Annotated in this window: 25 protein-coding genes; 10 read left to right on the top strand and 15 right to left on the bottom strand. The window is 71.6% G+C overall.

What is annotated here, in order from left to right:
• Positions 1–62 precede the first annotated feature (62 nt).
• Positions 63–278, top strand: a complete 216-nt coding sequence (locus tag ABD169_RS01030; RefSeq protein ID WP_344028168.1) for an SCO4848 family membrane protein — start codon at positions 63–65, stop codon at positions 276–278.
• Positions 279–333: 55 nt separating this feature from the next.
• Here the strand turns inward: ABD169_RS01030 and ABD169_RS01035 are convergent, their stop codons facing one another.
• The 7 genes from ABD169_RS01035 to ABD169_RS01065 form a co-directional block, all read right to left on the bottom strand.
• Positions 334–1,029 carry a bifunctional 4-hydroxy-2-oxoglutarate aldolase/2-dehydro-3-deoxy-phosphogluconate aldolase gene (locus ABD169_RS01035; RefSeq protein WP_344028171.1) on the bottom strand — a complete coding sequence of 232 codons (696 nt, stop codon included), beginning with the start codon at positions 1,027–1,029 and terminating at the stop codon, positions 334–336.
• A complete protein-coding gene (locus ABD169_RS01040) occupies positions 1,026–2,399 on the bottom strand; it encodes a serine hydrolase domain-containing protein (protein WP_344028175.1) in 1,374 nt (457 codons plus the stop codon). Before ABD169_RS01040 ends, ABD169_RS01035 begins: the two co-directional genes overlap by 4 nt.
• Complete coding sequence (locus tag ABD169_RS01045) at positions 2,396–3,265, bottom strand: ABC transporter permease (protein ID WP_344028178.1); 870 nt, start codon at positions 3,263–3,265, stop codon at positions 2,396–2,398. Before ABD169_RS01045 ends, ABD169_RS01040 begins: the two co-directional genes overlap by 4 nt.
• A complete protein-coding gene (locus ABD169_RS01050; RefSeq protein WP_344028180.1) occupies positions 3,262–4,209 on the bottom strand; it encodes an ABC transporter permease in 948 nt (315 codons plus the stop codon). Before ABD169_RS01050 ends, ABD169_RS01045 begins: the two co-directional genes overlap by 4 nt.
• On the bottom strand, positions 4,206–5,213 hold the full coding sequence (locus ABD169_RS01055) for an oligopeptide/dipeptide ABC transporter ATP-binding protein (RefSeq protein ID WP_344028183.1): 1,008 nt from the start codon (positions 5,211–5,213) through the stop codon (positions 4,206–4,208). Before ABD169_RS01055 ends, ABD169_RS01050 begins: the two co-directional genes overlap by 4 nt.
• Positions 5,210–6,010, bottom strand: a complete 801-nt coding sequence (locus tag ABD169_RS01060) for an ABC transporter ATP-binding protein (RefSeq protein WP_344028186.1) — start codon at positions 6,008–6,010, stop codon at positions 5,210–5,212. Before ABD169_RS01060 ends, ABD169_RS01055 begins: the two co-directional genes overlap by 4 nt.
• Before the next feature lie 66 nt (positions 6,011–6,076).
• Positions 6,077–7,612: an ABC transporter substrate-binding protein gene (locus ABD169_RS01065; RefSeq protein ID WP_344028191.1), complete on the bottom strand. Its 1,536-nt coding sequence runs from the start codon at positions 7,610–7,612 to the stop codon at positions 6,077–6,079.
• A gap of 169 nt (positions 7,613–7,781) precedes the next feature.
• Between ABD169_RS01065 and ABD169_RS01070 the strand changes: the two genes are divergently transcribed.
• The 5 genes from ABD169_RS01070 to ABD169_RS01090 are packed head-to-tail and all read left to right on the top strand — an operon-like array spanning position 7,782 to position 12,814.
• Entirely contained in the window at positions 7,782–9,374 is a 1,593-nt protein-coding gene (locus ABD169_RS01070) for an N-acyl-D-amino-acid deacylase family protein (RefSeq protein WP_344028194.1), read from the top strand.
• Complete coding sequence (locus tag ABD169_RS01075) at positions 9,371–10,186, top strand: IclR family transcriptional regulator (RefSeq protein WP_344028197.1); 816 nt, start codon at positions 9,371–9,373, stop codon at positions 10,184–10,186. Before ABD169_RS01070 ends, ABD169_RS01075 begins: the two co-directional genes overlap by 4 nt.
• Complete coding sequence (locus ABD169_RS01080) at positions 10,183–11,409, top strand: alanine racemase (protein WP_344028200.1); 1,227 nt, start codon at positions 10,183–10,185, stop codon at positions 11,407–11,409. The genes ABD169_RS01075 and ABD169_RS01080 overlap by 4 nt, the downstream gene beginning before the upstream one ends.
• Positions 11,406–12,365: a sugar kinase gene (locus ABD169_RS01085; RefSeq protein ID WP_344028203.1), complete on the top strand. Its 960-nt coding sequence runs from the start codon at positions 11,406–11,408 to the stop codon at positions 12,363–12,365. The genes ABD169_RS01080 and ABD169_RS01085 overlap by 4 nt, the downstream gene beginning before the upstream one ends.
• A gap of 35 nt (positions 12,366–12,400) precedes the next feature.
• Positions 12,401–12,814: a RidA family protein gene (locus tag ABD169_RS01090; RefSeq protein ID WP_344028206.1), complete on the top strand. Its 414-nt coding sequence runs from the start codon at positions 12,401–12,403 to the stop codon at positions 12,812–12,814.
• Positions 12,815–12,836: 22 nt separating this feature from the next.
• Here ABD169_RS01090 and ABD169_RS01095 read toward each other — a convergent pair whose 3' ends face one another.
• Positions 12,837–13,346, bottom strand: a complete 510-nt coding sequence (locus ABD169_RS01095) for a TetR family transcriptional regulator (RefSeq protein ID WP_344028209.1) — start codon at positions 13,344–13,346, stop codon at positions 12,837–12,839.
• Between the two features lie 122 nt (positions 13,347–13,468).
• On the opposite strand from ABD169_RS01095, the gene ABD169_RS01100 reads away from it, so the two are divergent.
• The 4 genes from ABD169_RS01100 to ABD169_RS01115 are packed head-to-tail and all read left to right on the top strand — an operon-like array spanning position 13,469 to position 16,077.
• Positions 13,469–14,146 (top strand): biotin transporter BioY, encoded by a 678-nt coding sequence (locus tag ABD169_RS01100; protein WP_344028212.1) that lies wholly within the window; start codon positions 13,469–13,471, stop codon positions 14,144–14,146.
• Positions 14,143–14,850: an energy-coupling factor ABC transporter ATP-binding protein gene (locus tag ABD169_RS01105; protein WP_344028214.1), complete on the top strand. Its 708-nt coding sequence runs from the start codon at positions 14,143–14,145 to the stop codon at positions 14,848–14,850. Before ABD169_RS01100 ends, ABD169_RS01105 begins: the two co-directional genes overlap by 4 nt.
• Before the next feature lie 4 nt (positions 14,851–14,854).
• Entirely contained in the window at positions 14,855–15,514 is a 660-nt protein-coding gene (locus tag ABD169_RS01110; protein ID WP_344028218.1) for an energy-coupling factor transporter transmembrane component T family protein, read from the top strand.
• A 23-nt stretch (positions 15,515–15,537) separates the two neighbouring features.
• On the top strand, positions 15,538–16,077 hold the full coding sequence (locus tag ABD169_RS01115) for an SseB family protein (protein ID WP_344028221.1): 540 nt from the start codon (positions 15,538–15,540) through the stop codon (positions 16,075–16,077).
• A 203-nt stretch (positions 16,078–16,280) separates the two neighbouring features.
• Here ABD169_RS01115 and ABD169_RS01120 read toward each other — a convergent pair whose 3' ends face one another.
• From ABD169_RS01120 to pxpA, 7 genes are all read right to left on the bottom strand, one after another.
• Positions 16,281–16,859, bottom strand: coding sequence for an HdeD family acid-resistance protein (locus ABD169_RS01120; RefSeq protein ID WP_046456487.1), 579 nt, complete (start codon positions 16,857–16,859; stop codon positions 16,281–16,283).
• Positions 16,860–17,009: 150 nt separating this feature from the next.
• Positions 17,010–17,204: a tautomerase family protein gene (locus tag ABD169_RS01125; protein ID WP_344028228.1), complete on the bottom strand. Its 195-nt coding sequence runs from the start codon at positions 17,202–17,204 to the stop codon at positions 17,010–17,012.
• A 9-nt stretch (positions 17,205–17,213) separates the two neighbouring features.
• Positions 17,214–18,179 carry a 5-oxoprolinase subunit C family protein gene (locus ABD169_RS01130; RefSeq protein WP_344028232.1) on the bottom strand — a complete coding sequence of 322 codons (966 nt, stop codon included), beginning with the start codon at positions 18,177–18,179 and terminating at the stop codon, positions 17,214–17,216.
• On the bottom strand, positions 18,169–19,062 hold the full coding sequence (locus ABD169_RS01135; RefSeq protein WP_344028234.1) for a 5-oxoprolinase subunit B family protein: 894 nt from the start codon (positions 19,060–19,062) through the stop codon (positions 18,169–18,171). The genes ABD169_RS01130 and ABD169_RS01135 overlap by 11 nt, the downstream gene beginning before the upstream one ends.
• The gene (locus ABD169_RS01140) at positions 19,059–20,417 is read right to left on the bottom strand and encodes an acetyl-CoA carboxylase biotin carboxylase subunit (RefSeq protein ID WP_344028237.1); all 1,359 of its coding nucleotides are present in this window, start codon (positions 20,415–20,417) and stop codon (positions 19,059–19,061) included. The genes ABD169_RS01135 and ABD169_RS01140 overlap by 4 nt, the downstream gene beginning before the upstream one ends.
• Positions 20,418–20,463: 46 nt before the next feature.
• On the bottom strand, positions 20,464–20,700 hold the full coding sequence (locus tag ABD169_RS01145; protein WP_046456482.1) for an acetyl-CoA carboxylase: 237 nt from the start codon (positions 20,698–20,700) through the stop codon (positions 20,464–20,466).
• 86 nt (positions 20,701–20,786) lie between these two features.
• Positions 20,787–21,524, bottom strand: coding sequence for a 5-oxoprolinase subunit PxpA (gene pxpA, locus ABD169_RS01150; RefSeq protein ID WP_344028240.1), 738 nt, complete (start codon positions 21,522–21,524; stop codon positions 20,787–20,789).
• Positions 21,525–21,609: the final 85 nt, after the last annotated feature.

Consider the following 21,609-nt stretch of genomic DNA (forward strand, 5'->3'; position numbering starts at 1 on the left):
CTCGACTTCGTCGGGGCGTTGTGTGTTTCCGGCCTTTCACGCCCAGCTCCTAGGCTGGACGCATGACCGTCTTCGCCGGAATCCTGCTGCTCATCAACGCGCTCTACAACGCCGTCGTCTGGCCCCGATTCTGGAAGCGCGTCAGCCAGGACCCCCGCGCCCGCGACGAGCAGGGCAAGGCGACGAAGTTCCTCACCGTGCACGCCGTGCTGATCGGCATCGCGCTCGTCATCGCAGCGGTCTCGGCCGTGGCGGCGACCCTGCTCCTGGCCGCATAGCCCTCCCGCGCCGCGCCGGCGGAATCACCGCCCAGTAGGCAAGGCCAGGCCCTGCTCACCCCCGGGCCGCTCGGGCAGCGCGCACCGCGGCGAGGAAGCGGGTCGCCCGTTCGCGGATCGTCTCGAGGTCGCCGGCCTCCACCGCGCGCTCCGGCGCGAGTTCCGAACCGGCACCCACCGCGAGGGCGCCCGCCGCGAACCACTCGCCGACGTTCTCGGCCGTCACACCGCCGGTCGGGACGAAGCGCGCCTCGGGGAACGGGCCCGACAGCGCCCGGATCCCCGTGGGACCGGCCAGCCCCCCGGGGAAGAACTTGACCGCGTCCGCGCCCGAGGCGAGCACGCGCTGCACCTCGCTCGGAGTGAAGGCACCGAGCATGGTGCAGCGGCCCGAACCGACGCTCGCCGCGGCGACCTCGGGGTCGAACCCCGGAGCGACGAGGAACGAAGCGCCTCCCGCGAGCGCCTGCTCGACCTGTCCGGGCCGCGTCAGAGTGCCGGCGCCGACGAGCAGGCCGGGAATTCCCGCGCGCACGAACTCCGCGATCACCTCGTGCGCGTCGGGCACCGTGAACGTGACCTCGATCGCCCGGACCCCCGCATCGATGAGCACGTGCCCGGCCGCGATCGCCCGCCCGGGCGAGGAGGCCCGCAGCACGGCGATGGTCCCGGCGTCGGCGAGCCGCCCGAGCGTCGACGCCGCTCCCGCTCCGCCCACGCCCAATCCGGCCTCGCCGATTCCGGCGCTCATGCGACCCGCTCCGAGATCCGCTCGTGGATCCGCAGCGCAACCGGCTTCCCGGAGGAGTCCCGCACGTACGTGATCAGGTCCTCGGGGAACTCGGATCCGGGGTCGCTCGACAGCACGCCGGGTCCCGCCGGCAGCAGCCTGGGGCTCGACATCGGGTCGATCGTGAACGTCCCGTCCTGCCGGGCGGCCGGCAGCGCGATCAGCTCGAACGCCGAACCGTCCTCGCGCAGGCGCAGATCCACCTGCCCGTAGAAGCCGCAGTCGTACCGGCCGACGAGGTCCAGGTAGGGCTCGAGCGGCTCCCCCGCGTCGACGCTCGGCGTCTCGGCGCCGAAGAGCACGTCGAGGATCCGCCGTTCGACCGCGTCCTTGAGCGGCCCGCCCTTCACCGAGTTGGTGAGCAGCGCGTAGCCGATCCGGTCCTCCGGATACCCGAGCAGCCGGCTCGAGTAGCCGATGGTGAGCCCGTCGTGCCCGAATGCGAAGCGACCGCGGCGCGGTTCCCGCATCCAGGCGTAGGCGATGTCGAGACCCGGGACCCCGCGATTCGCGAGCAGGCCGAAGAAGCCGGTCCCGGGCTCGGTGCGCCAGGCGTAGTCGAGGTAGCGCATCAGCTCGTTCGGCGTACTGAGCACGCCGCCGCCCGGAACGTCCCAACCCGGCAGCTGCCAGTGCCGCTGCCACCCCTCATCGCGAGCGAGGGAGGCTCGGTCGTCGACGATGTCGTGCGGCGCCGCGACCCGGTAGGTGATGACCTCGTCCGCGGTGGTGAAGGTGCGTGCCATGCCGGCGGGCTCGAGCACGCGTTCGCGCAGGACGTCCGCCCAGACGCGCCCCGTCACCCGCTCGACCACCGCGGCGGCGACCATGAAACCGGGGCCCGAGTACGAGAAGTCGGTGCCCGGCTCGAACATCACGGCGTCGTCCGCGAAGTGCTGGATCGAGGCCTGGATGCTGTCGTCGGCGTGGTCGGCGAGCAGCTCGTGCGCCCGACCGATCATGTACTGCGCATCGATGCCCGCGCCGTGGGTGATGAGGTGCCGCGTGGTGATCCGGGGATCGAGCGTCCCGAGGTCCGCGAGCAACGGGGCGACCGGGGCCTCGATGTCGAGCAGTCCTTCGCGCTCCAGCTGGGCGACGACGATCCCGACGAAGGTCTTCGAGATGGATCCGACCTGGAACACCGTGTCGCCGTCGACCGGGAGCGGGTGCTCGAGATGGGTGACGCCGTATCCGAGCCCCAGGCTCTCGTCGCCGATCCGGAGCCCGATCCCGAGTCCGGGGACCCGGAACTCCTCGAGCAGTGCGGGAACCTCGCGATCGAGCATTTCACGGAGCGTGTCGAGCATGGTGGCCTTTCCGGGAGTCATGACGGATTCGATTTCGGGTCGAGCAGGTCGCGGAGCGCGTCGCCCGCGAGATTGATCGCGAGGATCATGAGGACGAACACGCCGGCCGGCGGGACGAGCAGCCAGGCGTCGCTGCCGAGGTACTGCAGCGAGTCGGCGATCATGCTGCCGAAGTCCGCGTTGGGCGGCCGCACGCCGAAGCCGAGGAAGCTGAGCGCGGCGTAGGCGCCCTCGGACATCGAGAGATTGATCGCGGCGATCACGACGAGCGGCGAGGTGATGTTGGGCAGCACGTGCCGTCCCATGATCCACACGCGGCCCCGGCCGCTCAGGCGGGCGGCGCTGATGTAGTTGCGCGACATGATCTCCTGCGTCGCGCTGCGCACCGTGCGTGCGAACCGGGGGATGAAGACGATGCCGATGGCCACCGCGGCGTTGAGCAGGCCGCTGCCGAGGATCGCGAGCACGAGGATCGCGAGCAGGTACTCGGGGATCGCGAACAGGAAGTCGACGACCCGGGAGACGATGTTGTCGACGCGGCCGCCCCAGAACCCGGCGATCAGGCCGAGCACGGTGCCGAAGATCAGGGCGATCGCGGTCGCGGCGACGGCCGCGACCACGGCCGGGCGGATCGCCGCCAGCACGCGCGAGAGCTGGTCCCGGCCGAGCGCGTCGGTCCCGAACCAGAAGTCCGGGCTCGGGAGGCCCAGCCGCGGACCGGCGTTGAGCTGGTTCGGATCATGCGGGGCGATGAGCGGGCCGATGACGGCGAGCAGCACGTAGAGCGCGAGCACCGCGAACGCGATGGTGCCGACGGCCGACAGGCGCTTCCGCGCCCGCGGTCGGGGGATGGTGTTCGCGATGGTCTCGGTGAGTTCCTGGGTCATTTCCGTGCGATCCTCCGGTCGAGAGCGGGCACGATGAGGTCGACCGCGAGGTTCGCGGCGATGAACGATCCGGCGAGCACGAGCGCTTGCGCATTGAGCTGCACGAAGTCCCGGGTGCCGATCGATTGGAGGATGCCGCGGCCGAGACCGGGCAGGCTGAAGATCTGCTCCACGATGAGAAGGCCGCCGATGAGCGTGCCGAAGGTGAATCCGACGAAGGTGAGGATCGGCGGCAGCGCGGCGCGCAGCGCGTACCCGTAGGTGACTCGGGCGTTCGACAGCCCGTTCACCCGCGCCGAGAGCACGAAGGGCTGCCCGAGCACCTCGAGCATCGCGGCCCGGGTCATCTGCATCACGAGCGGCGCCGTCGGGATCCCCACCGCGATCGCGGGGAGGATCATCGTCTGGAGATTGCCGATCGGACTGTCCTCGAAGCGGATGTAGGTCGGCGAGTAGAGGTTCGTCAGCAGGCTCGAGGCGAGCAGCATCGCGATCGTCCCGGTGATGAAGCCGGGGAACGCGAAGATCAGGATCATCGGGACGCGGATCCCGACGTCGACGCCGGACCCCGCTCGCTTCGCGGCGATGACGCCGAGCGGAACGCCGAGCACGACCGCGACGAGCAGGCTCAGCACCGCGAGCTCGAACGAGACCGGGATCTGCTGCTGCAGCACTTCGGTGGTCTTGAGTCCCGAGAACGGCGAGGTGCCGAAGTCGCCGCGCACGACGCCGAAGAGCCAGTCGAGGTACTGCACGATGATCGGCCGGTCGAGTCCCAGCTGGTGCTCGAGGGCGGCGATGGTCTCGGGCGACGCCTTGGATCCGGCGATGATGGTCGCCGGGTTGCCCTGCACGAGGCCGCGCCCGGCGAAGAAGATGAGCAGGCTCAGGACGATCAGCACGCCGATCGAGGCGCCGATGCGGGTCAGGATGTACTTGGTCACTGCGCGCCTCCCGCGTGCTCGTCGCGCCGTCGCGTCAGTCGGAGTTCGCCGGGGAAGTGGCAGCGCACGGTGTGCCCGTCCGCTGCGGGCCGCAGCTCGGGCTCCTCCGCGCGGCAGCGATCCCGGGCGATGGGGCACCGCGAGGCGAAGCGGCATCCCCGGGGCAGGTCGACCGCGCTGGGCGGGTCGCCCTCGAGGATGATGCGCTCGGGCCGGAACTCGTCGCTCGGCAGCGCGGGCTCCGCGGAGCGCAGCGCCACGGAGTAGGGGTGCAGCAGCTCCGCGTCGAACTTCTCGGCGGGAGCGAGTTCGACCACCTGGCCGAGGTACATCACCGCGATCCGATCGCTGACGCCGCGCACGGCCCGGAGGTCGTGCGAGATGAAGACGTAGGCCGCGCCGGTGCGCTCCTGCAGGTCGCGCAGCAGCCCGATCACCTGCATCTGCAGCGATGCGTCGAGCGAGCTCACCGCCTCGTCGAGCAGGATCAGGGCGGGATCGGACGCGATGGCCCGGGCGATGCAGACTCGCTGCTGCTGACCGCCCGACAGCTCGTGCGGAAGCCGATCGAGCAGCTGCTCGTCGAGCTCGACGAGCTCCATGAGCCGCGTCACCCGGGCCCGCCGCTCCTCACCGCCGAGGTCGGGCAGCGCCTCCGCGATCGCGGAGAAGACCGTCAGGCGCGGGTTGAGCGCGCTCGCCGGATCCTGGAACACCGCCTGCACCCGACCGTCGTGGGCGCCCGCGGGCCGCCCGGCCCACTCGATCTCGCCCGCGTCGGCCCGGTCGAGCCCGACGAGCACCCGTCCGAGGGTGGACTTGCCGCAGCCCGATTCCCCGACGACGCCGAGGGTGGTGCCGGCCGGCACCTCGACGTCGATGCCGTCGACCGCGTGGAGCACCCGGCGCTTCGCGAAGAGGCGCTCCTGCGGCAGCGGGAACCGCCGATGGATGCCCGCCGCGCGGAGCGCGAGCGGTGCCGTCGCCTGTGCGCTCTGAGTCATGAGTCCCCCGCCTTCCGTGCGGTCGCCGTCGGTTGCATCTCGGCGGCGGCGAAGAGCTGTCGCGTGTAGGGGTGCTGCGGGTTCGCCATGATCTCCTCGGTCAGGCCCTCCTCGAGCACCCGCCCGCCGCGCATCACGACGATGCGCGTGCAGAGCTCGACGACGACGCCGATGTCGTGGGTGATGAGCAGCAGCGACATCTCGCGGGAATCCAGTTCGCGCTGCATCAGGTCGATGATCTGCGCTTGAACGGTGACATCGAGCGCGGTCGTCGGCTCGTCGGCGATCAGCAGACGCGGCTCGTTGATGAGCGACATCGCGATGAGCACCCGCTGCCGCATCCCGCCCGAGAGCTCGTGCGGGAACGCCTTCCGCTTGAGGTGCGGTTCGGGGATCCCCACCTCGCCGAGCGCCTGCTCGACGAGCTCGGTGCACTCGGCCCGGCTCAGGCGGCGGTGCGCGCGCAGGACGTCGCGCAGCTGGGTGCCGACCCGGAGCACGGGATTGAGACTCGCCAGCGGGTCCTGCGGGATCCGGGCGATGCCCACGCTGCGGAGCGCGCGGAACTCCGTCTCGGAGAGCGAGCCGAGATCGCGACCGTCGTAGACGATCTCGCCGCCGACCCGCGCGCCCTTCGGCAGCGACCGCAGGATCGCCGAGGTGAGGGTGCTCTTCCCCGAGCCGGACTCCCCGACGATCCCGACCCGCTCGCCGGGGGCGATCGAGAGCGAGACCTCGGACACCGCGGGTCGCGGCGCCGAGCCGTACGTGATGCTCACGTTCCTGAGTTCGATCATTCGTCGTTCCTGCTGCTCCTCTTCGAGCCGAGGGGCGGCGCGATCGTCGCGCCGCCCCCGCCCCGGTTACTTCTCGACGCCCGCCAGGAACGTACGGCTCTGGCTGGAGGGCACGTCGATGCCCTTCAGGCCGGCCGTGTTCGCGACGAACATGTCGGTCGCGAGCAGCGTCAGCGTCGGGTACACGATCGAGGCTTCCTTGTTCTCGACCGCGACGAGCGCCTTCTGGTACTCCTCCTGGGAGCCAGCCTTCAGCGCGCTGTCGAGCAGCGACTGCAGTTCGGCGGGCACCGGTCCCTGGCGACCCGGCGCCGGCGCGATGTACTGGTAGGGGTTCGGGTAGTAGGACTGGGCGTTCCAGCTCAGGCCGTAGTCGAGCGCGGTGAGGCGATCGCCCCAGGTGCCGCCCTCGAGCGGCTCCAGCTCGACGGTGATGCCCGCGGCGGCCAGCTGCGACTGCATGGTGGCGAGCAGGTCGTTCGTGCCGTGGTCGTATCCGCTGATGTACATCAGCTTCGTCTTCACCCCGCCCGGGAATCCCGCCTCGGCGAGCAGCTGCTTCGCCTTCGCCGGATCGGGCTGGTAGTTCGGCACCTGATCGACCTTGGGCGCCCAGGCGAGGCTCGGCGGCAGGTAGGCGCTGGGCGAGGCGGCCCCGCCGTAGGCCTGATCGGCGAGCGCCTTGCGGTCGAACGCCAGGGCGAGCGCCTGACGCACCTTCGGGTTGTCGAAGGGCGCCTTGGTGTCGTTGATCTGCAGGAAGATCGTCGAGTCGGTGTGCACCTGCTTCACCTCGACCTTGTCGCCGGTGAGGCCCTTCGCCGCGCCCTGGTCGGGGAAGATGATGTCGACCTTGCCGGCCTTGAGGTTGCTCACCTGGGTTCCCATGTTGGGCATGTAGAGCACGCTGAGCTTCGCGGACTTCGCCTTGTCACCCCAGTAGGAGTCGTTGCGCTGGAGCTGGAGGCTCGTCTCGGGCTCGTACGCCGACTGCGTCCAGGGGCCCGTGCCGACCATCTTCGTGGCGAGGTTCTCCTTCTCCGCCGACTTGCTGAGGATCGCGCATCCCCAGACCAGCGGGTTGGCCATGTTGTTCACGAACCCGGCGTCGGGGCTCGACAGCGAGAACTTGACGTGCGATGCGTCGACCTTCTCCACCCCCTTGTAGGTGGGGAACAGTTCCTTGTCGATCCGCTCGGGGCTGGTCGTCAGCCGCTCGAAGGTGTAGACGACATCATCGGCGTCGAGGGTGTCGCCGTTGCTGAACGTGACGCCGTCGCGCAGCGCGAAGGTGTAGCTCAGGCCGTCGGCGCTCTTCTCGTACCCGGTGGCGAGCCCGGGGACGACCTCGCCGTCCGCGGTGGTCTGCATGAGGCACTCGTAGCTGAGCTGCCAGGCGAAGCGGTCGGCGAACATGCTCGAGCGCTGCGGGTCGAGGGAGGTCGGGGCGGTGGTCTCGGCAACGGTGATCGCACCGCCTCCGCTTCCACCTCCCGCGTTTCCGCCGGCGTCCGGCGCGCTGCATGCGGCGAGCGCGAAGAGCGCGAGCACGCCGATTCCGGCGGCTCCCGCCTGGGTGAGGTGGCGATGGGTGATTGGCATGGTCGAAACCCTTCCGTCTTTGGAGGCCCGAGGTGGTCTGGAGGGAACCTACCAGCGAATGTTGTGCATTGCAATCTTCTATTTTGCATTGCAAAAGTTTGAACGCTGTGTCAGAGTGTGACCGACACGTCAGCGCGGCCGCGGGGCCGCTCGTTCAGAGAGGGGCGGCATGCCTGCGAACCCGTCGCCCGAGCTCGTGATCCGCGGGGCCTCGATCCCCCGGCCGCATCGCCGGGAGCTCGACCGCGGCGCCGTCGTCATCGCCGAGGGCCGCATCGCCGCGGTGCTCCCCGACGACGTCGGCATCGATCCCGCGGTGCCCCGGATCGACGCCGCGGGCCGCGTCGTGCTGCCCGGCCTGATCGACGCGCACAGCCACGCCGAGGCCGCGCTCGGCGAGCCCGAGGCGGAGCTCGCGATGCTCCGTCAGGGCGTCACCTCGGCGGTGATCGGGCAGGACGGCGTCTCCTTCGCTCCGGCGTCCGGTTCTGCCGCGCACGAGCTGTCGCGATACTTCGCCGCGATCAACGGCCCCGTTCCCGCAGCGCTCGCCGCGGGAACCGACCTCGCCACCGCCCGCCGCGAGCTCACCGCCCCGGCACGCGTCAACGCGGCGCTGCTCGTGCCGTGCGGGAACCTGCGCGCCTCGCGGGCGGGCTTCGGGTCGGCACCGCTGACGGACGACGAGCTCGCGTCCGTAGAACGCGACGCCCGGCTGGCGCTCGACCAGGGCGCCGTCGGACTCTCTCTCGGGCTCGAGTACGTGCCCGGCGGCTTCGCCGACCAGCGCGAACTGCTCGCCTACGCGCGCATCGCCGCTGAGCACGGGGTCCCGCTGGTGGCGCACATCCGCGGGTACGAGGAGCGCTCGCCCGAGGGTCTCGCCGAGTTCATCGGCCTCGCCCGCGGCACCGGTGCATCGCTGCACGTCTCGCACCTGCACGGCCCCGCCGAGCTCATCCTCCCGCGGATCGACGCGGCCATCGCTTCGGGCGTCGATCTGACGTTCGACTCCTACCCCTACCGGCGCGGCAACACCATCCTGGCCATGCTCGCCCTGCCGGCCGAACTGCAGCGCGGCGGCCCGACGGCGACGCTCGAGGCGCTCGCGGATCCGGGACTGCTGGATCGGCTGGAGCGCGAATGGTTCCCCGACGCGGCCGAACTGCTGAGCCGGGTCACGATCTCCTTCGCCCCGCACCCCGACTGGACCTGGATCGAGGGGCGGCTGCTCAACGAGGCCGCGCTCGAGACCGGCCGCAGCGCGGGAGCGCTCGTGTGCGAGCTGCTCCGCGCGACCGAGCTCGCCACCGGAGCGATCGTGCAGCAGCCCGAGGCCAACCGCGTGTCGGATCTGCGCGCGATCGCGGGTCACGCGGCTCACCTGGGCAGCTCCGACGGCGTGTACCTGGGCAGCCGCCCGCACCCCCGCGGCTGGGGCAGCTTCGCCCGGATGCTCCGCCGGCACGTGCTCGAGTGGGGCGATTGGAGCTGGTGGGATGCCGCCGAGCACCTCTCGGGGCGCGCCGCGCGCCGCTTCGGCCTCGCCGGACGCGGCAGCCTCACAGCAGGCTCGGTGGCCGACCTCGCGCTCATCGATCCCGGATCCCTGTACGATCGCGCCGACTACGACAATCCGCGGGTGCCCGCCGACGGCGTCCTCGACGTGCTCGTGGCCGGCGTTCCCACGCTCTCCGCGGGACGGCTGACCGAGTACCTCGGAGGACGCGGCATCCCCGACCACGCAAGGAGCAGCGCATGACCGCATCGGATTCCGGGGCCCCGGCCCAGCGCAACAATTCCGCCTCGCTGCGCAAGGCGCTCAGCATCCTGCTGCACATCGGCGGCGAGACCGACGGCGACGGGTTCACACTGACGCGGCTCAGCGAAGAGCTCGGGATCAACAAGAGCACCGTGGTGCGCCTGCTGCAGCCGCTGCTCGAGACCCACTTCGTCGAGCAGAACGAGAGCACCGGCGTCTACCAGCTGGGCTGGCAGAACGCGCAGCTCGGCCAGGCGTATCTCGCCGGAGTGCGCGTCGATCTCGACATGCACCAGATCCTCGTCGAGCTGACCCGCCGGAGCGGGGAGACCTCGCACCTGGTCCGAGCGGCCTCCCCGTCGGTCGTCTACATCGACAAGGTCGACAGCCCGCACGCGGTGCGCATGGTGTCCCGGGTGGGCAACTCGCAGCCGATGTACTCGACGAGCGTCGGCAAGTGCATCCTCGCCCACGCCGACGAGTCCACCCTGCAGGCCGTGCTCGCCGCAGGTATGCCCCGTCGCACCCCCACGACCATCACCACCGAAGCGGGGATGCGCGCCGAGCTGCAGCGGATCCGCGAACAGGGGTGGGCGATCGACGACGTCGAGAACGAGGACGGGATCCGCTGCGTCGCGGCGCCCGTGTTCGACGCCGACGGACGCTGCCAGCACGCCATCAGCGCGTCGGGCCCGGTGTCCCGGGTGCCCCGCGACCGCGTCCCCCAGCTCGTGCCGCTCGTCACCGGAGCGGCCGCAGAGATCTCACGGCGCATGGGCGCGCCGTCCACCGCCGCAGGAGGCCCCGTATGACCAGCGAACCCGTCCCGCCCCTCGGCAAGGGGGTCGGCCTCGCCGCCCACTCCGGGTTCGATCCCGTCGGCTCGCCCGTCTGGGCGGCCGGGGGCGACTTCCCCCAGCTGACGCTCGACGGCGAGCGGCTCGCCGAGAACATCGCCCGCATGGCGGCCTACACTGCGGGGCGCGGCGTGCGTTTCGCTCCGCACGGCAAGACGATGATGTCGCCGAGGATCGCCGAGATGCAGCTCGCCGCCGGAGCCTGGGGCATCACCGCGGCGACGCCGACGCAGCTGAGGGTCTACCGCGACGCCGGAGTGCAGCGCCTGATCCTCGCGAACCAGCTGGTCGACCCGAACGCCGTCGCCTGGCTGCGGAGCGAGCTCGATCGGGATCCCGCGTTCGAGTGCGCGGTGTTCGTCGATTCGCCCGCCGGCCTCGACCTGCTCGAGGGGCCCGGAATCCGCCCGCTCCCCGTGCTCGTCGAGATCGGGCACCCCGGCGGCCGTACCGGCGTGCGGAGCATCACCGCGGCCGAGGAGCTCGCCGCCGAGGTGCGCCGCCGGCCCGGCCTGCGCCTCGCCGGCCTCGCCGCCTACGAGGGGAGCCTCGGCGGCGACCCCTCGCCCGAGGTCCTCGCCGCGGTCCGCGCATTCTCGCGCGAGATCGGCGCCTGCGCCACGAAGCTGCTGGCGGCCGGGGTCCTGCCCGAGGACGGTTTCGTCACGATCGGCGGCAGCGCCTTCTTCGACGCCGCGATCGACGGACTCGTCGCGGGCGGGCTGGAGCCGGCCCGCGTGGTGCTGCGCAGCGGCGCCTACGTCACCCACGACGACGGCTTCTATCGACGCATGACCCCGCGCAGCCGCGGTGCTGCTGACGCCCCCGAGCTGCGGGCGGCCCTCACGCTCTGGGCGCCCGTGCTGAGCCGTCCCGAACCGGGCCTCGCCCTGCTGCTCTGCGGCCGGCGCGACGTCGGCTTCGATCAGGGGCTCCCGAAGGTGCGCGGGGCACGGAACCGCGACGGATCCGACGCCCGACCGCTCGAGGGCACGATCACCCAGCTGGCCGATCAGCACGCCTTCCTCGAGGTCGCCGACGACGCGGACCTCGCCGTCGGCGACCTGGTCGAGCTCGGCATCTCCCACCCGTGCACGACCGTCGACCGCTGGGGATCGATTCCGATCCTCGACCGCGACCACCGCATCGTCGAGGTGATTCGGACCCGTTTCGCATGAGCACCGAAGCAGCCGAAGTCGTCACCATCGGCGAGAGCATGGGTCTGTTCTTCGCCCCGGACGGGCGAGTGGTCGAGTCCCGCCCGCACTTCGAGGTCTCCTTCGGCGGAGCCGAGTCGAACGTCGCCATCGGGCTCGCCCGGCTCGGGCGCCGGGTCGAATGGATCGGGCGGCTCGGCGACGACGAGCTCGGACACTTCATCGCGCGCGAGCTCCGCGGCGAGCACGTGACCGTCGCCGACCGCTTCGGCGGCGGCCCGACCGGGATCATGGTGCGCACGCGACGCGGCCACGGCCGAGCGTTCGTGCAGTACGCGCGGACCGGCAGCGCCGGATCCACGCTCGCCCCCGCCGACCTCGACCTCGAGGCGATCCGGAACGCCCGACTGCTCCACGTGTCGGGGATCACCGCGGCCCTCGGCGAGGCCCCCCGGGCCGCCGTCGAGCTCGCGGTCCGCACCGCGCGCGCGGCGGGCGTGCTCGTGAGCTTCGACGTCAATCATCGGCAAGCGCTCTGGCAGCGCGATGACGCCCGGACGGCCCTCGCGGGTCTGATCGCCGGATCCGACATCGTCTTCGCGACCGACGCCGAAGCCCGGCTGGTGCTCGGCGTCTCCGATCCGACCCGCACCGACGAGGACCTCGCCCACGGCCTCGCGGCCATGGGCGTCTCCGAGGTCGTGGTGAAGCGCGGCAGCGAGGGCAGTCTCTCGCTCGTCGGGGGATCCCGCTACGACCAGCACCTGCTCCCCGCCGCAGAGCGGGACGCGGTCGGCGCCGGGGACGCATTCGCCGCCGGCTACATCGACGCGCTGCTCTCCGGGCACGATCCGCAGCAGCGGCTCGACTTCGCCGGAACCGTCGCCGCCCACGCCGTCACCGTGATCGGCGATTGGGAAGGCCTCCCGAGAGCCGGCGACCTCGCGCACCACTCCCAGGCCGACATCCTGCGCTAGCCGACCGGCAGCGCCCGACCCGCAAGGAACTCCTCATGACCGGCACCACCGTGATCCGCACCGAAGCGGCCCCCGCACCTGCGCACACCTTCTCCCAGGGCATCCGCAAGGGCGGACTGCTGCAGGTGTCGGGGCAGGGACCCATGGACCCCGCGACGAACCAGTACATCGCCGAGGGCGACGTCCACGCGCAGACCCTGCGCACGCTCGAGAACGTCCGCGCGATCCTCGAGGCCGGCGGCGCATCGGTCTCCGACGTGCTCATGTTCCGCGTCTATCTGACCGATCAGCAGGACTTCACCCGGATGAACGAGGCCTACGGCGAGTTCGTCCGGACGCACGTGCCGAGCGGAGAACTGCCCTGTCGCACCACGGTGTTCACCGGCCTGCCCCACCCCGAGATGCTCGTCGAAATCGACGCGCTCGCGGTGCCCGGTTCAGACGCCTGAATCCGGCCAGGAAGCACCGCCCTCAGTCCGCGCGCACCCCGTCGAGGATGATCCCGACGCCGCGGGCGAACGAGGCGTCGAGTTCGACCGGCGACGGACCGTCGGCGAGCACGCCGAGCTCGCGCGCCTGCAGCTGGGTCTGCGTCGACTGGGCGTGCCCGAACACGTAGAGCAGCAGCGTGCGCGCGCCGTCCTCGCCGAGGAGCTCGCCGAGCCGGGCCTCGACCGCCGACGCTCCGAGGCGGAACGCCGACGCGGTCGCGACCACGTCGGCCCCGTCGCGGATCCCGAGCAGCGCTCGCCGCAGGTCCGCGCAGATCCCGGCGGGGTCCTCGCTGCCGAGGTCGACCGTCCCGACGATCTCGTCGGCCATGAGCGCGAGCAGCGTCTGCTTGTCGGCGACGTGGTGGTAGAGCGCGCTCGGCTGCACGTCGAGCTCCGCCGCGACCCGTCGCATGGAGCAGAACTCGAGCCCCTGCGCGTCGAGCACGCGCAGGGCGGCGGCGACGACATCGGAGCGGGAGTTGCGCATGCCCGAATGCTACATGCCGACACCTGAACACCGTTCAGGTAAGGTGAACACTGTTCAGGTGCCACCGCGGCACCGGCGGCGGTGCGCACCGCACCGCCGGGAACCGTAGGATCGGAGCCGAGATGACCCAGCCCGCACCGCAGCCCGAGGCCGCGCGCACCGCACCCGAGACGCGCGAGCGCGCCCAGTCGCGCCGTCGCGGCAGCACCGCGACCGACCTGGCCCTCATCGCCGGCTTCGCCGCGCTCATCGCCGCCAGCGCGCTGCTCCCGGCGATCCCGATCGGGCCCGTCCCGATCACCCTCCAGACCTTCGCCGTGATGCTCGCGGGAGCCGTGCTCGGGGCCCGCCGCGGCTTCCTCGCCGTGCTCCTCTACCTCGCGCTGGGCGCGATCGGCCTCCCCGTGTTCTCGGGCGGCGCCGCGGGCCTCGGCGTGTTCGCGGGCCCGACCGTCGGCTACCTCGTCGCGTTCCCCTTCGCCGCGCTCCTCACCGGCTTCATCGTCGAGCGGCTCCCCCGGCGCAGCATCGCGACGAGCATCCCGCTGATCATGCTCGCGGGCCTCGTCTCGAGCTTCGTCTTCATCCACCCGCTCGGGATCCTCGGCCTCACGCTCCGAGTCCCCATGACGATCGACCAGGCGTTCACCGTCGACCTCGCATTCTGGCCCGGCGACGTGATCAAGAACCTCCTGATGGCCGCCGTCGCCACCGGCGTGCACCGCGCGTTCCCCGACCTGCTGCCCCGCCGCGCCCGCCGCACGGCGAGCACGACGGCCCCCGCACCCGCCGCACCGTGATCGAGTTCGACGGCGCCGAGGTCGCACTGGAGCCGGACCGGACCGGCGACGAGCCGGTCCGGATCCTGCACCCGCTCGATCTCGTGCTCGCCGAGCGCCGCATCGCCGTGATCGGGCCCAACGGCTCGGGCAAATCGACGCTCGCGAGGCTCATCAACGGCCTCGTGCTCCCCACCGCGGGCGCGGTGCGGGTGCGCGATGCCGCAGGGTCGCCGCTCGACACGATCGACGACGGCGCGAAGGTCCGCCGCCGCGTCGGCTTCGTCTTCACCCAGCCGGCCGCCCAGCTCGTCATGCCGACCGTGCTCGAGGACGTGGCGCTCTCGCTGCGACGGGAGCATCGCAGGCGGGCCGAACGCGACGCCGCAGCGCTCGCGGCGCTGGAGCGCTTCGGCCTCGCGGCGCTCGCCGACCGCAGCGTGCACACGCTCTCGGGCGGCCAGCAGCAGCTCCTCGCGATCGCGAGCGTGCTCGCCGCCGGCCCCGGGATCCTCGTCGCCGACGAGCCGACCACCCTGCTCGACCTGCGCAACGCGCGCCGCATCGGCGAACTGCTGCTCGGGCTGGATCAGCAGCTCGTCGTCGCCACCCACGACCTCGAGCTCGCGGCGCAGTGCGACCGCGCCCTGCTGGTCGAGGGCGGGCGCGTGGTCGCCGACGGCGGCCCCGCCGACGTGATCGCGCACTACCGGGCGACGGTGTGAAGCCGTGACCCGACGACGCGGCCTCCGCGCTCCCGCCGGCTCCCCCATCGGGAGCTACGTGCCCGGCAACGGCCCTCTCCACCGGCTCTCCCCGGGGGTCAAACTGCTCGCGCTCGCCGCCTTCGCGGTGGGCATCGTCGCGACGCAGCAGGCGCTCGCCCCGATCCCGGCGCTCGTCTGCGGCCTCGCCGCGCTCGCCCTGGGCCTCCTCGCCGCGGTGATCGCGGGCCTGCGCGGGCGCCGACTCCTCCGAGTGGCGCTGGGCTTCGCCGTGGTCGGCGCGCTCGTCTTCGCGTTCCAGGCCTGGCAGCACGGCCCGGTCCGGGCGCTCACCGTGACGAGCGGGCTGTTCGCGCTCGTCATCGCCGCGTCGGCCGTCACCACGTCCACCCGAGCGGAGGAGATGGTCGACGCGATCACCCGCGGCCTGCGACCGTTCCGCCGCTTCGGCGTGGATCCCGATCGGGTCGGGCTCGCCTTCTCGCTCGCGTTCCGCGCCCTGCCGGAGGCGTTCCGCATCGCCGCCGAATCGCGCGACGCCGCGCGTGCGCGCGGGCTCTCGCGGAACCCTCGGGCCTACGCGACCCCGCTCGTGATCCGCATGGTGGCCCACGCCCGTGCCACCGGAGCCGCGATGCAGGCCCGCGGACTCGGCGACGACTGACCGGCGAACGTAGAATCGAGGGCATGGCCGACGCCCCGAACCCCGACTCGCAGACCCCCGAGGCCCCCGAGGAGGCATCCGCCGACCCGCGGGTTCCCGAGGGGCTCACCGCCGACTACGAGAACACCGGGGCCCGCGAAGCGCTCGACGCCCTGCAGGCGACGCCCGACTACGAGCGCCTCGCCGCGTTCCTCTCGGCGTTGCGCGAGGGCTACCTGGTCGCCGACGTGACCGGGCAGGTCGGCGGCGCGCAGGGCGCGAAGAAGCAGAAGCGCGGCGGCACCCGGATCCGCACCATCCGCTCGACCAAGGGCCAGCTCGTACTGCCACTCTTCACCTCGATGGCCGAGCTGCGCACCGCCGTGCCGAAGGGCTCGAACGGCGAGGCGGCGAAGGGCGCGGTCATGCCGGCGCTGGGCGCGCTGAATCTGATCCGCTCCGACCGCTTCGTCGCCGCCGAGTTCGACGCGGGCACCGCGAAGCTCGTCGTGCTCCGCAAGTACATCGAGCTGGCGCTCTCGGAAGCCCCGATCGACGCGGCCGCGCTCGAGGGGATGCGGTAGGGGCGACAGGCCCCGAACGCGCTGAAGGAGATTCGGGCTCGGAAGGAGACTCCCGCAGGGGGATCTCCTTCCGAGCCCGAATCTCCTTCTCAGCGCGGAGCGGCTGCGGGCGGCTGCGGGCGGCTGCGGGCGGCTGCGGGCGGCTGCGGGCGGCTGCGGGCGGCTGCGGGCGGCTGCGGGCGGCTGCGGGCGGCTGCGGGCGGTTACTCCGCCTCGACCGCCTTGACCTTGAAGGCGCGCACGATCTGGATGATGCCGAGGATCACGAGCGAGACGCCGCCGAAGATCCACAGGTAGACCGCGCCCCAGATCGGGGTGAGCATGAGCGAGAAGCCGGCGAGGATGCTGATGATCGCGAAGATGATCGTCCAGGCGCTGTTGCCGCTCTTCTTGAGCGTGCTCAGGGCGAAGATGCCCTCGAACAGCCACATGATGCCGATCGCGATCGCCGCGAACAGCGCGAGGAAGGCGGCCGAGGCGGCGAGGTTCGCCATCACGACGATGCCGGCGATCACGTAGAGGATGCCGAGCACGATGTTGCCGGTGCGCGACCAGCCGCTCAGCGTCTTCGAGAAGATCGCCGTGCCGAGCGACACCACGCCGGCGCCGACCATGTAGACCGCGAGGATCACCGCGGTGACCTGCAGGGCGATCGCGCCCGACTTCAGCGGGTTAACGAGGATCAGGATTCCGACGATCAGCGCGATCAGGCCGCCGAGACCGAAGATGACGCGGATCGCGTCGACCGCGTGCCGCTCGGTGGAGGTTTCGGGGGTGGACATGGTGTCTCCTTTGCAGCGGGAAGCCGATGCCTGTGCGGTACCGGGCCTGCCCCCATTGTGTCCGAGGATTTCACCGGGCCGGAGAGCCCTCGCCGAAAAGCGCCGGGCCGGCCACAGGAGCGGCCGGCCCGGCGCGGGCGAGCGGAGCGGTCAGCGGATCTCGCCGTTGAAGGTCCACTGCGTACGCGGGACCCCCTCGACGGTCACCCAGGTGTCGGGGCGCGTCCCGTTCGCGGGGGTGCAGTGCTCGGCGACGACCTCGTCGATCGCGGCCGCGAGACGACGGGCGAGCTCGGGATCCTCCTGGAGCCGGTGCTCGAACAGCTTGACGGTGACCAATGGCATGCGTTCCCCCTAGGCCCAGACTCGTTCGATGCGGGAGCGCCGCTCGGCGCGCGCCGCGAGCGCCTGCTCCATCGTCACGGGCGCGAAGCGCACCGCGACGCCCGGAGCCATCCGGGCGAACAGGTCCATGTCGGCGCTGATGACGGTTCCGGCCTGGGCGTAGCCGCCGCCCGAGACCGCGTCGCAGTGCAGCACGATCGGCTGCGTGCCGCCCGGGATCTGGATCGATCCGACGGCGTAGCCCGCGTCGGTGATGTTCGACGGGTCCTGCCCGGCCCCGAACGGCTGCTCCTCGGCTTTCCAGGGCGCGCCCGGCCCGTCGAAGCGGAGCCCCATGCGGTCGGCGACCGGGGTGAGGGTCCACTCGGCCTCCGTGAGGTTGGCGAGCCCCTCGGCGGTGAGCTTGTGGTCGTAGAGCCCCAGCAGCACCCGCACCTCGACCTGGCGCTCGTAGCTCGGCAGCCAGGCGTCGGGGATCCGGTCGAGCCCTGCGCGATCGCTCGGCGCGGGCGTCCCCACCGGGATCCGGTCCCCGGCCTGCAGCGCGCGGCCCTCGAAGCCGCCCAGCTTGCCGATCGGGTAGGTGGAGCGCGAGCCGAGCACCTCGGGCACGTCGACGCCGCCCGCCACCGCGATGAAGAACTTGGTCCCGCCGCGGATCATGCCGAACGACAGCCGGTCCCCCGCGGAGAGCGAGAGGCGGGCGTTCTGCTCGGCGGGCGCGCCGTTCACCAGCACGTCGACCGGCGCACCGGTGACCGCGACGACGACGTCCTCGTCGGTCGTGAGCGTCGGCCCGAGATAGGTCGCCTCGAGCACCGCGGCATCAGGACCGTTGCCGACGAGCCGGTTCGCGAGGGTCGCCGCGTACAGGTCCATGGCCCCGCCCTGCGGGATCCCGAAGCGGTAGTAACCGAAGCGGCCGCGATCCTGCACGGTGGTCGCGAGACCGGGGGTCTGAATCTCAAGCGGCATCGAGGGCCTCCAGGAGTGCGCGGTTGGAGGCCTCGGGATCGGCGAGCGCCTCGGAGAGGGAGAAGGTGACCGGAGCCTGCCGGTAGCGGTAGCTCCCGTCGGCGACGGCGGCTTCGATCTCGCGGTACTCGGCCTCGTCGACGGGTCGGTACTTGACGATGTCGCCCGTACGGAACAGCACCATGAAGTCGCTGAAGTCGGCGAGCCGCTGCTCGGGATCGAAAATGGGGGTCGGCGTGATCCCGAGCATCTGGTATCCGCCCGCGCCCCGCACCGAGTAGTGCGCGGTGAAGCAGCCGCCGATGCCGAGCGTGAGCGGCGGGGTGTCGGTGCGGGGGCTCAGGTACTTGGGCACCTGCAGCTGCCGCTCCCGCGGGGTCAGCTGGAACAGGAACGGGAGGCCGGCGACGAAGCCGACCATCGACACGAGCCACGGGGTCTCGTGGTGCCGGCGGATGAACTCGTCCGCATCGGCGAGGCCGTTCACCTCGGCCGCGTAGTCGAGGTCGGTGCCGTCGGGGCGCTGGTGGAACCCCTCGCGGAACCGGGTCTCGGTCTCGCGGGTGTAGGGATCCGCGTACCAGACGGGCACCTCGATCACCCGGGTCGGCAGCTCCTGCACCGTCGCCCGGCGCACCTCGCCCTCGAGGGCGCGGAGCCGCTCGATGAGCTCGGTGTGCGCGAGCCGGTCGGGGTCGAAGCGGACGAGCAGCGAGGCGTTCGCGGGGCAGATGTCGATGACGCCGTCGAGCCGCTGCTCCTCGAGCCCGTGCGCCATGGTGTTGGCGACGAAGTTCGCCTCGAGCGACATGTCGGGCGCGATCTCGACGAGCAGGAACTCGTCGCCGCCCCAGCTGTACCGGGCCTGTTCGGGCAGGGTCATGATGCGCTCCCCTCCAGCAGTCCGCTCACCGATTCGATGTAGGTCGTGTGGTGCTGCGCGGCGGCGAAGTCCTCGAGCGCGACGAGCCGCCGCATGAGCGGCACGGTCGACTTGATCCCGCTGATCTCGACCTCGTCGAGCGCGCGGGCGGCACGCGCGAGCGCCTGCTCCCGGTCCGGCGCCCAGACGATGAGCTTGCCGAGCAGCGAATCGTAGAACGGGACCACGGTCTGCCCGGCCGAGAAGCCGAAGTCGGCGCGCACGCCCGGCCCGCCCGAGAGGTCGAGCTGCTCGATGCGGCCGGGGCTCGGCATGAAGTTGTTCTCGGGGTCCTCGGCGTTGATGCGGAACTCGAAGGCGTGACCCTCGAACGAGATGTCGTCCTGGGTGTACCCGAGCTTCTCGCCCGAGGCGATGCGCAGCTGCTCGCGCACCAGATCGATCCCGGTGATCGCCTCGCTGATCGGGTGCTCGACCTGCAGGCGGGTGTTCATCTCGATGAACGCGACCTCCTGGCGCTGCGGGTCGTACAGGAACTCGATGGTCCCGGCGCCCACGTAGGCGGACTGCCGCGCGAGCTCGACCGAGGTGTCCCGCATCCGCTGCCGCAGCTCGTCGGGCAGGCCCGGCGCGGGCGCCTCCTCGATCACCTTCTGCTGCCGCCGCTGCATCGAGCAGTCGCGGTCGCCGAGATGCACCCAGGTCTCGCCGTCGCCGAAGATCTGCACCTCGACGTGCCGTGCCGCGGTGACGAAGCGCTCGAAGTAGACCTCGCGGGAGTTGAAGGCGGCGAGCGCCTCGGCCTGCGCGACCTCGACGGTGCTGCGCACCTCCTCGCGCGATGCGATGCGTCGGATGCCGCGCCCGCCGCCGCCCGCCGAGGCCTTGACCACCAGGGGGTAGCCGATCTCGTCGGCGATCGCCTCGATGTCGCCGTCGGTGTCGAGCGCGCCGTCGGTGCCGGAGAGCACGGGCACGCCCGCCTCGATGGCCGCCTGCCGCGCGCGGGACTTGTCGCCCATGAGCTCGATGGCCTCGGGGGTCGGCCCGACCCAGGTGATGCCCGCGTCGCGTACCCGGCGCGCGAAGACGGCGTTCTCCGAGAGGAAGCCGTACCCGGGGTGGATCGCGTCGGCGCCCGTCTGGGCGGCTGCCGCGAGGATCGCCTCGTGGTTGAGGTAGCTGAGGCCGGCCGGGGCCGGACCGATCACCACCGACTCGTCGGCCAGGCGCTCGGCGTTGGACCCGCGATCCCCCTCGCTCACGACCGCGACGGTCGCGATCCCCATCTCGCGCGCGGTCCGGATGATCCGGACCGCGATCTCGCCACGGTTGGCGATCAACAGCTTCTTCACTCGTCGCTCCTTCGGTGCTGCTCTGCGTCTGCTTCGGCGGGCCGGCTCAGTCGATCGTCGCGATGACGTCGCCGGGGCCGACCATTCCGTTGTCCTCGGGGCCGAAGGAGGTCACCGTGCCGGCGACCTCCGCCCGGATCTCGGTGAACTGCTTCATGATCTCGATGACTCCGATGGTCTGGCCCGCCTCGACCGCGTCGCCGATCTCGACGAACGCCGGCTTGTCCGGGGCGGGGCGGCGGTAGAAGATTCCCGGGATCGGGGCGATGATCTGCGTGCTCATGAGGCTGTGCGGTCTCTTTCTCGATGGGTGCTGCGGGCCGCGTCGATGCGGCGGGCCGGCGACTGGGGTTCGGTGGGTGGGGTGTGTCAGAGCGACGCGAGGGCCTCGCGCACGGCGCGGGCGACCAGGGCGGCGTTCGGGGTGTCGGAGTGGACGCAGATACTGCCGAAGCTCATGGGGATGTCGGTCCCGTCCTCGGCGGCGACGACGCCCTCGAGCACCGCGCGGCGTGTCCGCTCGGCCGCGGCCTCGGGGTCGGTCGCGTGCGGCTGCCGGAGGATGATGAGCCCGCCGTCGGCGTTGTAGTCGAGGTCGACGTAGAGCTCGCCGACGAATTCGACGCCCTCGCGCTCGGCGACCCGCTGGTGGGCGGATCCGGCGATGCCGAAGACCGGCACGCCGTAGTCCCGGGCGACGCGCACCGCGCCCAGCATCAGTTCCTCGTCGCGGGCGAGCATGCCGTAGAGCGAGCCGTGCGGCTTGATGTGGTTGAGGGGCAGGTCGTGCCCGCGCAGGAATCCGGTGAGGGCGCCGACCTGGTAGCGGATCAGGCTCTCGACCTCCGCAGGGCTCAGCTTCATCTCGCGGCGCCCGAAGCCGACGAGGTCAGGGAGCCCCGGGTGGGCGCCGACGCGGACCCCGTGCTGCTTCGCGAGCGCCACGGTCGCCTCCATGACCGCGGGATCGCCGGCGTGGAACCCGCAGGCGACGTTCGCGACGTCGATGATCGGCATGAGCGCCGGGTCGTTGCCGAAGGTGTGGAGACCGAAGGCCTCCCCCATGTCCGAGTTCACGAGAGCGATGTCACGACGTTGTGTGGTCATGCGGACCAAGCTACGCGGAGCGCCCGGAGCGTGGTTATTATGCAACTGCACGAATGTCCCTGCGAATTTCAGGCAGATGCGAGAG

This window comes from Leucobacter iarius (assembly GCF_039530105.1).
GTDB lineage: Bacteria > Actinomycetota > Actinomycetes > Actinomycetales > Microbacteriaceae > Leucobacter > Leucobacter iarius.

Bases quoted from the DNA above. Each gene is read 5' to 3' on its own strand.
- ABD169_RS01030 (WP_344028168.1), top strand. From the start codon at position 63: ATGACCGTCTTCGCCGGAATCCTGCTGCTCATCAACGCGCTCTACAAC.
- ABD169_RS01035 (WP_344028171.1), bottom strand. From the start codon at position 1,029: ATGAGCGCCGGAATCGGCGAGGCCGGATTGGGCGTGGGCGGAGCGGGA.
- ABD169_RS01040 (WP_344028175.1), bottom strand. From the start codon at position 2,399: ATGACTCCCGGAAAGGCCACCATGCTCGACACGCTCCGTGAAATGCTC.
- ABD169_RS01045 (WP_344028178.1), bottom strand. From the start codon at position 3,265: ATGACCCAGGAACTCACCGAGACCATCGCGAACACCATCCCCCGACCG.
- ABD169_RS01055 (WP_344028183.1), bottom strand. From the start codon at position 5,213: ATGACTCAGAGCGCACAGGCGACGGCACCGCTCGCGCTCCGCGCGGCG.
- ABD169_RS01060 (WP_344028186.1), bottom strand. From the start codon at position 6,010: ATGATCGAACTCAGGAACGTGAGCATCACGTACGGCTCGGCGCCGCGA.
- ABD169_RS01065 (WP_344028191.1), bottom strand. From the start codon at position 7,612: ATGCCAATCACCCATCGCCACCTCACCCAGGCGGGAGCCGCCGGAATC.
- ABD169_RS01070 (WP_344028194.1), top strand. From the start codon at position 7,782: ATGCCTGCGAACCCGTCGCCCGAGCTCGTGATCCGCGGGGCCTCGATC.
- ABD169_RS01075 (WP_344028197.1), top strand. From the start codon at position 9,371: ATGACCGCATCGGATTCCGGGGCCCCGGCCCAGCGCAACAATTCCGCC.
- ABD169_RS01080 (WP_344028200.1), top strand. From the start codon at position 10,183: ATGACCAGCGAACCCGTCCCGCCCCTCGGCAAGGGGGTCGGCCTCGCC.
- ABD169_RS01085 (WP_344028203.1), top strand. From the start codon at position 11,406: ATGAGCACCGAAGCAGCCGAAGTCGTCACCATCGGCGAGAGCATGGGT.
- ABD169_RS01090 (WP_344028206.1), top strand. From the start codon at position 12,401: ATGACCGGCACCACCGTGATCCGCACCGAAGCGGCCCCCGCACCTGCG.
- ABD169_RS01095 (WP_344028209.1), bottom strand. From the start codon at position 13,346: ATGCGCAACTCCCGCTCCGATGTCGTCGCCGCCGCCCTGCGCGTGCTC.
- ABD169_RS01100 (WP_344028212.1), top strand. From the start codon at position 13,469: ATGACCCAGCCCGCACCGCAGCCCGAGGCCGCGCGCACCGCACCCGAG.
- ABD169_RS01115 (WP_344028221.1), top strand. From the start codon at position 15,538: ATGGCCGACGCCCCGAACCCCGACTCGCAGACCCCCGAGGCCCCCGAG.
- ABD169_RS01120 (WP_046456487.1), bottom strand. From the start codon at position 16,859: ATGTCCACCCCCGAAACCTCCACCGAGCGGCACGCGGTCGACGCGATC.
- ABD169_RS01125 (WP_344028228.1), bottom strand. From the start codon at position 17,204: ATGCCATTGGTCACCGTCAAGCTGTTCGAGCACCGGCTCCAGGAGGAT.
- ABD169_RS01130 (WP_344028232.1), bottom strand. From the start codon at position 18,179: ATGCCGCTTGAGATTCAGACCCCCGGTCTCGCGACCACCGTGCAGGAT.
- ABD169_RS01135 (WP_344028234.1), bottom strand. From the start codon at position 19,062: ATGACCCTGCCCGAACAGGCCCGGTACAGCTGGGGCGGCGACGAGTTC.
- ABD169_RS01145 (WP_046456482.1), bottom strand. From the start codon at position 20,700: ATGAGCACGCAGATCATCGCCCCGATCCCGGGAATCTTCTACCGCCGC.
- pxpA (WP_344028240.1), bottom strand. From the start codon at position 21,524: ATGACCACACAACGTCGTGACATCGCTCTCGTGAACTCGGACATGGGG.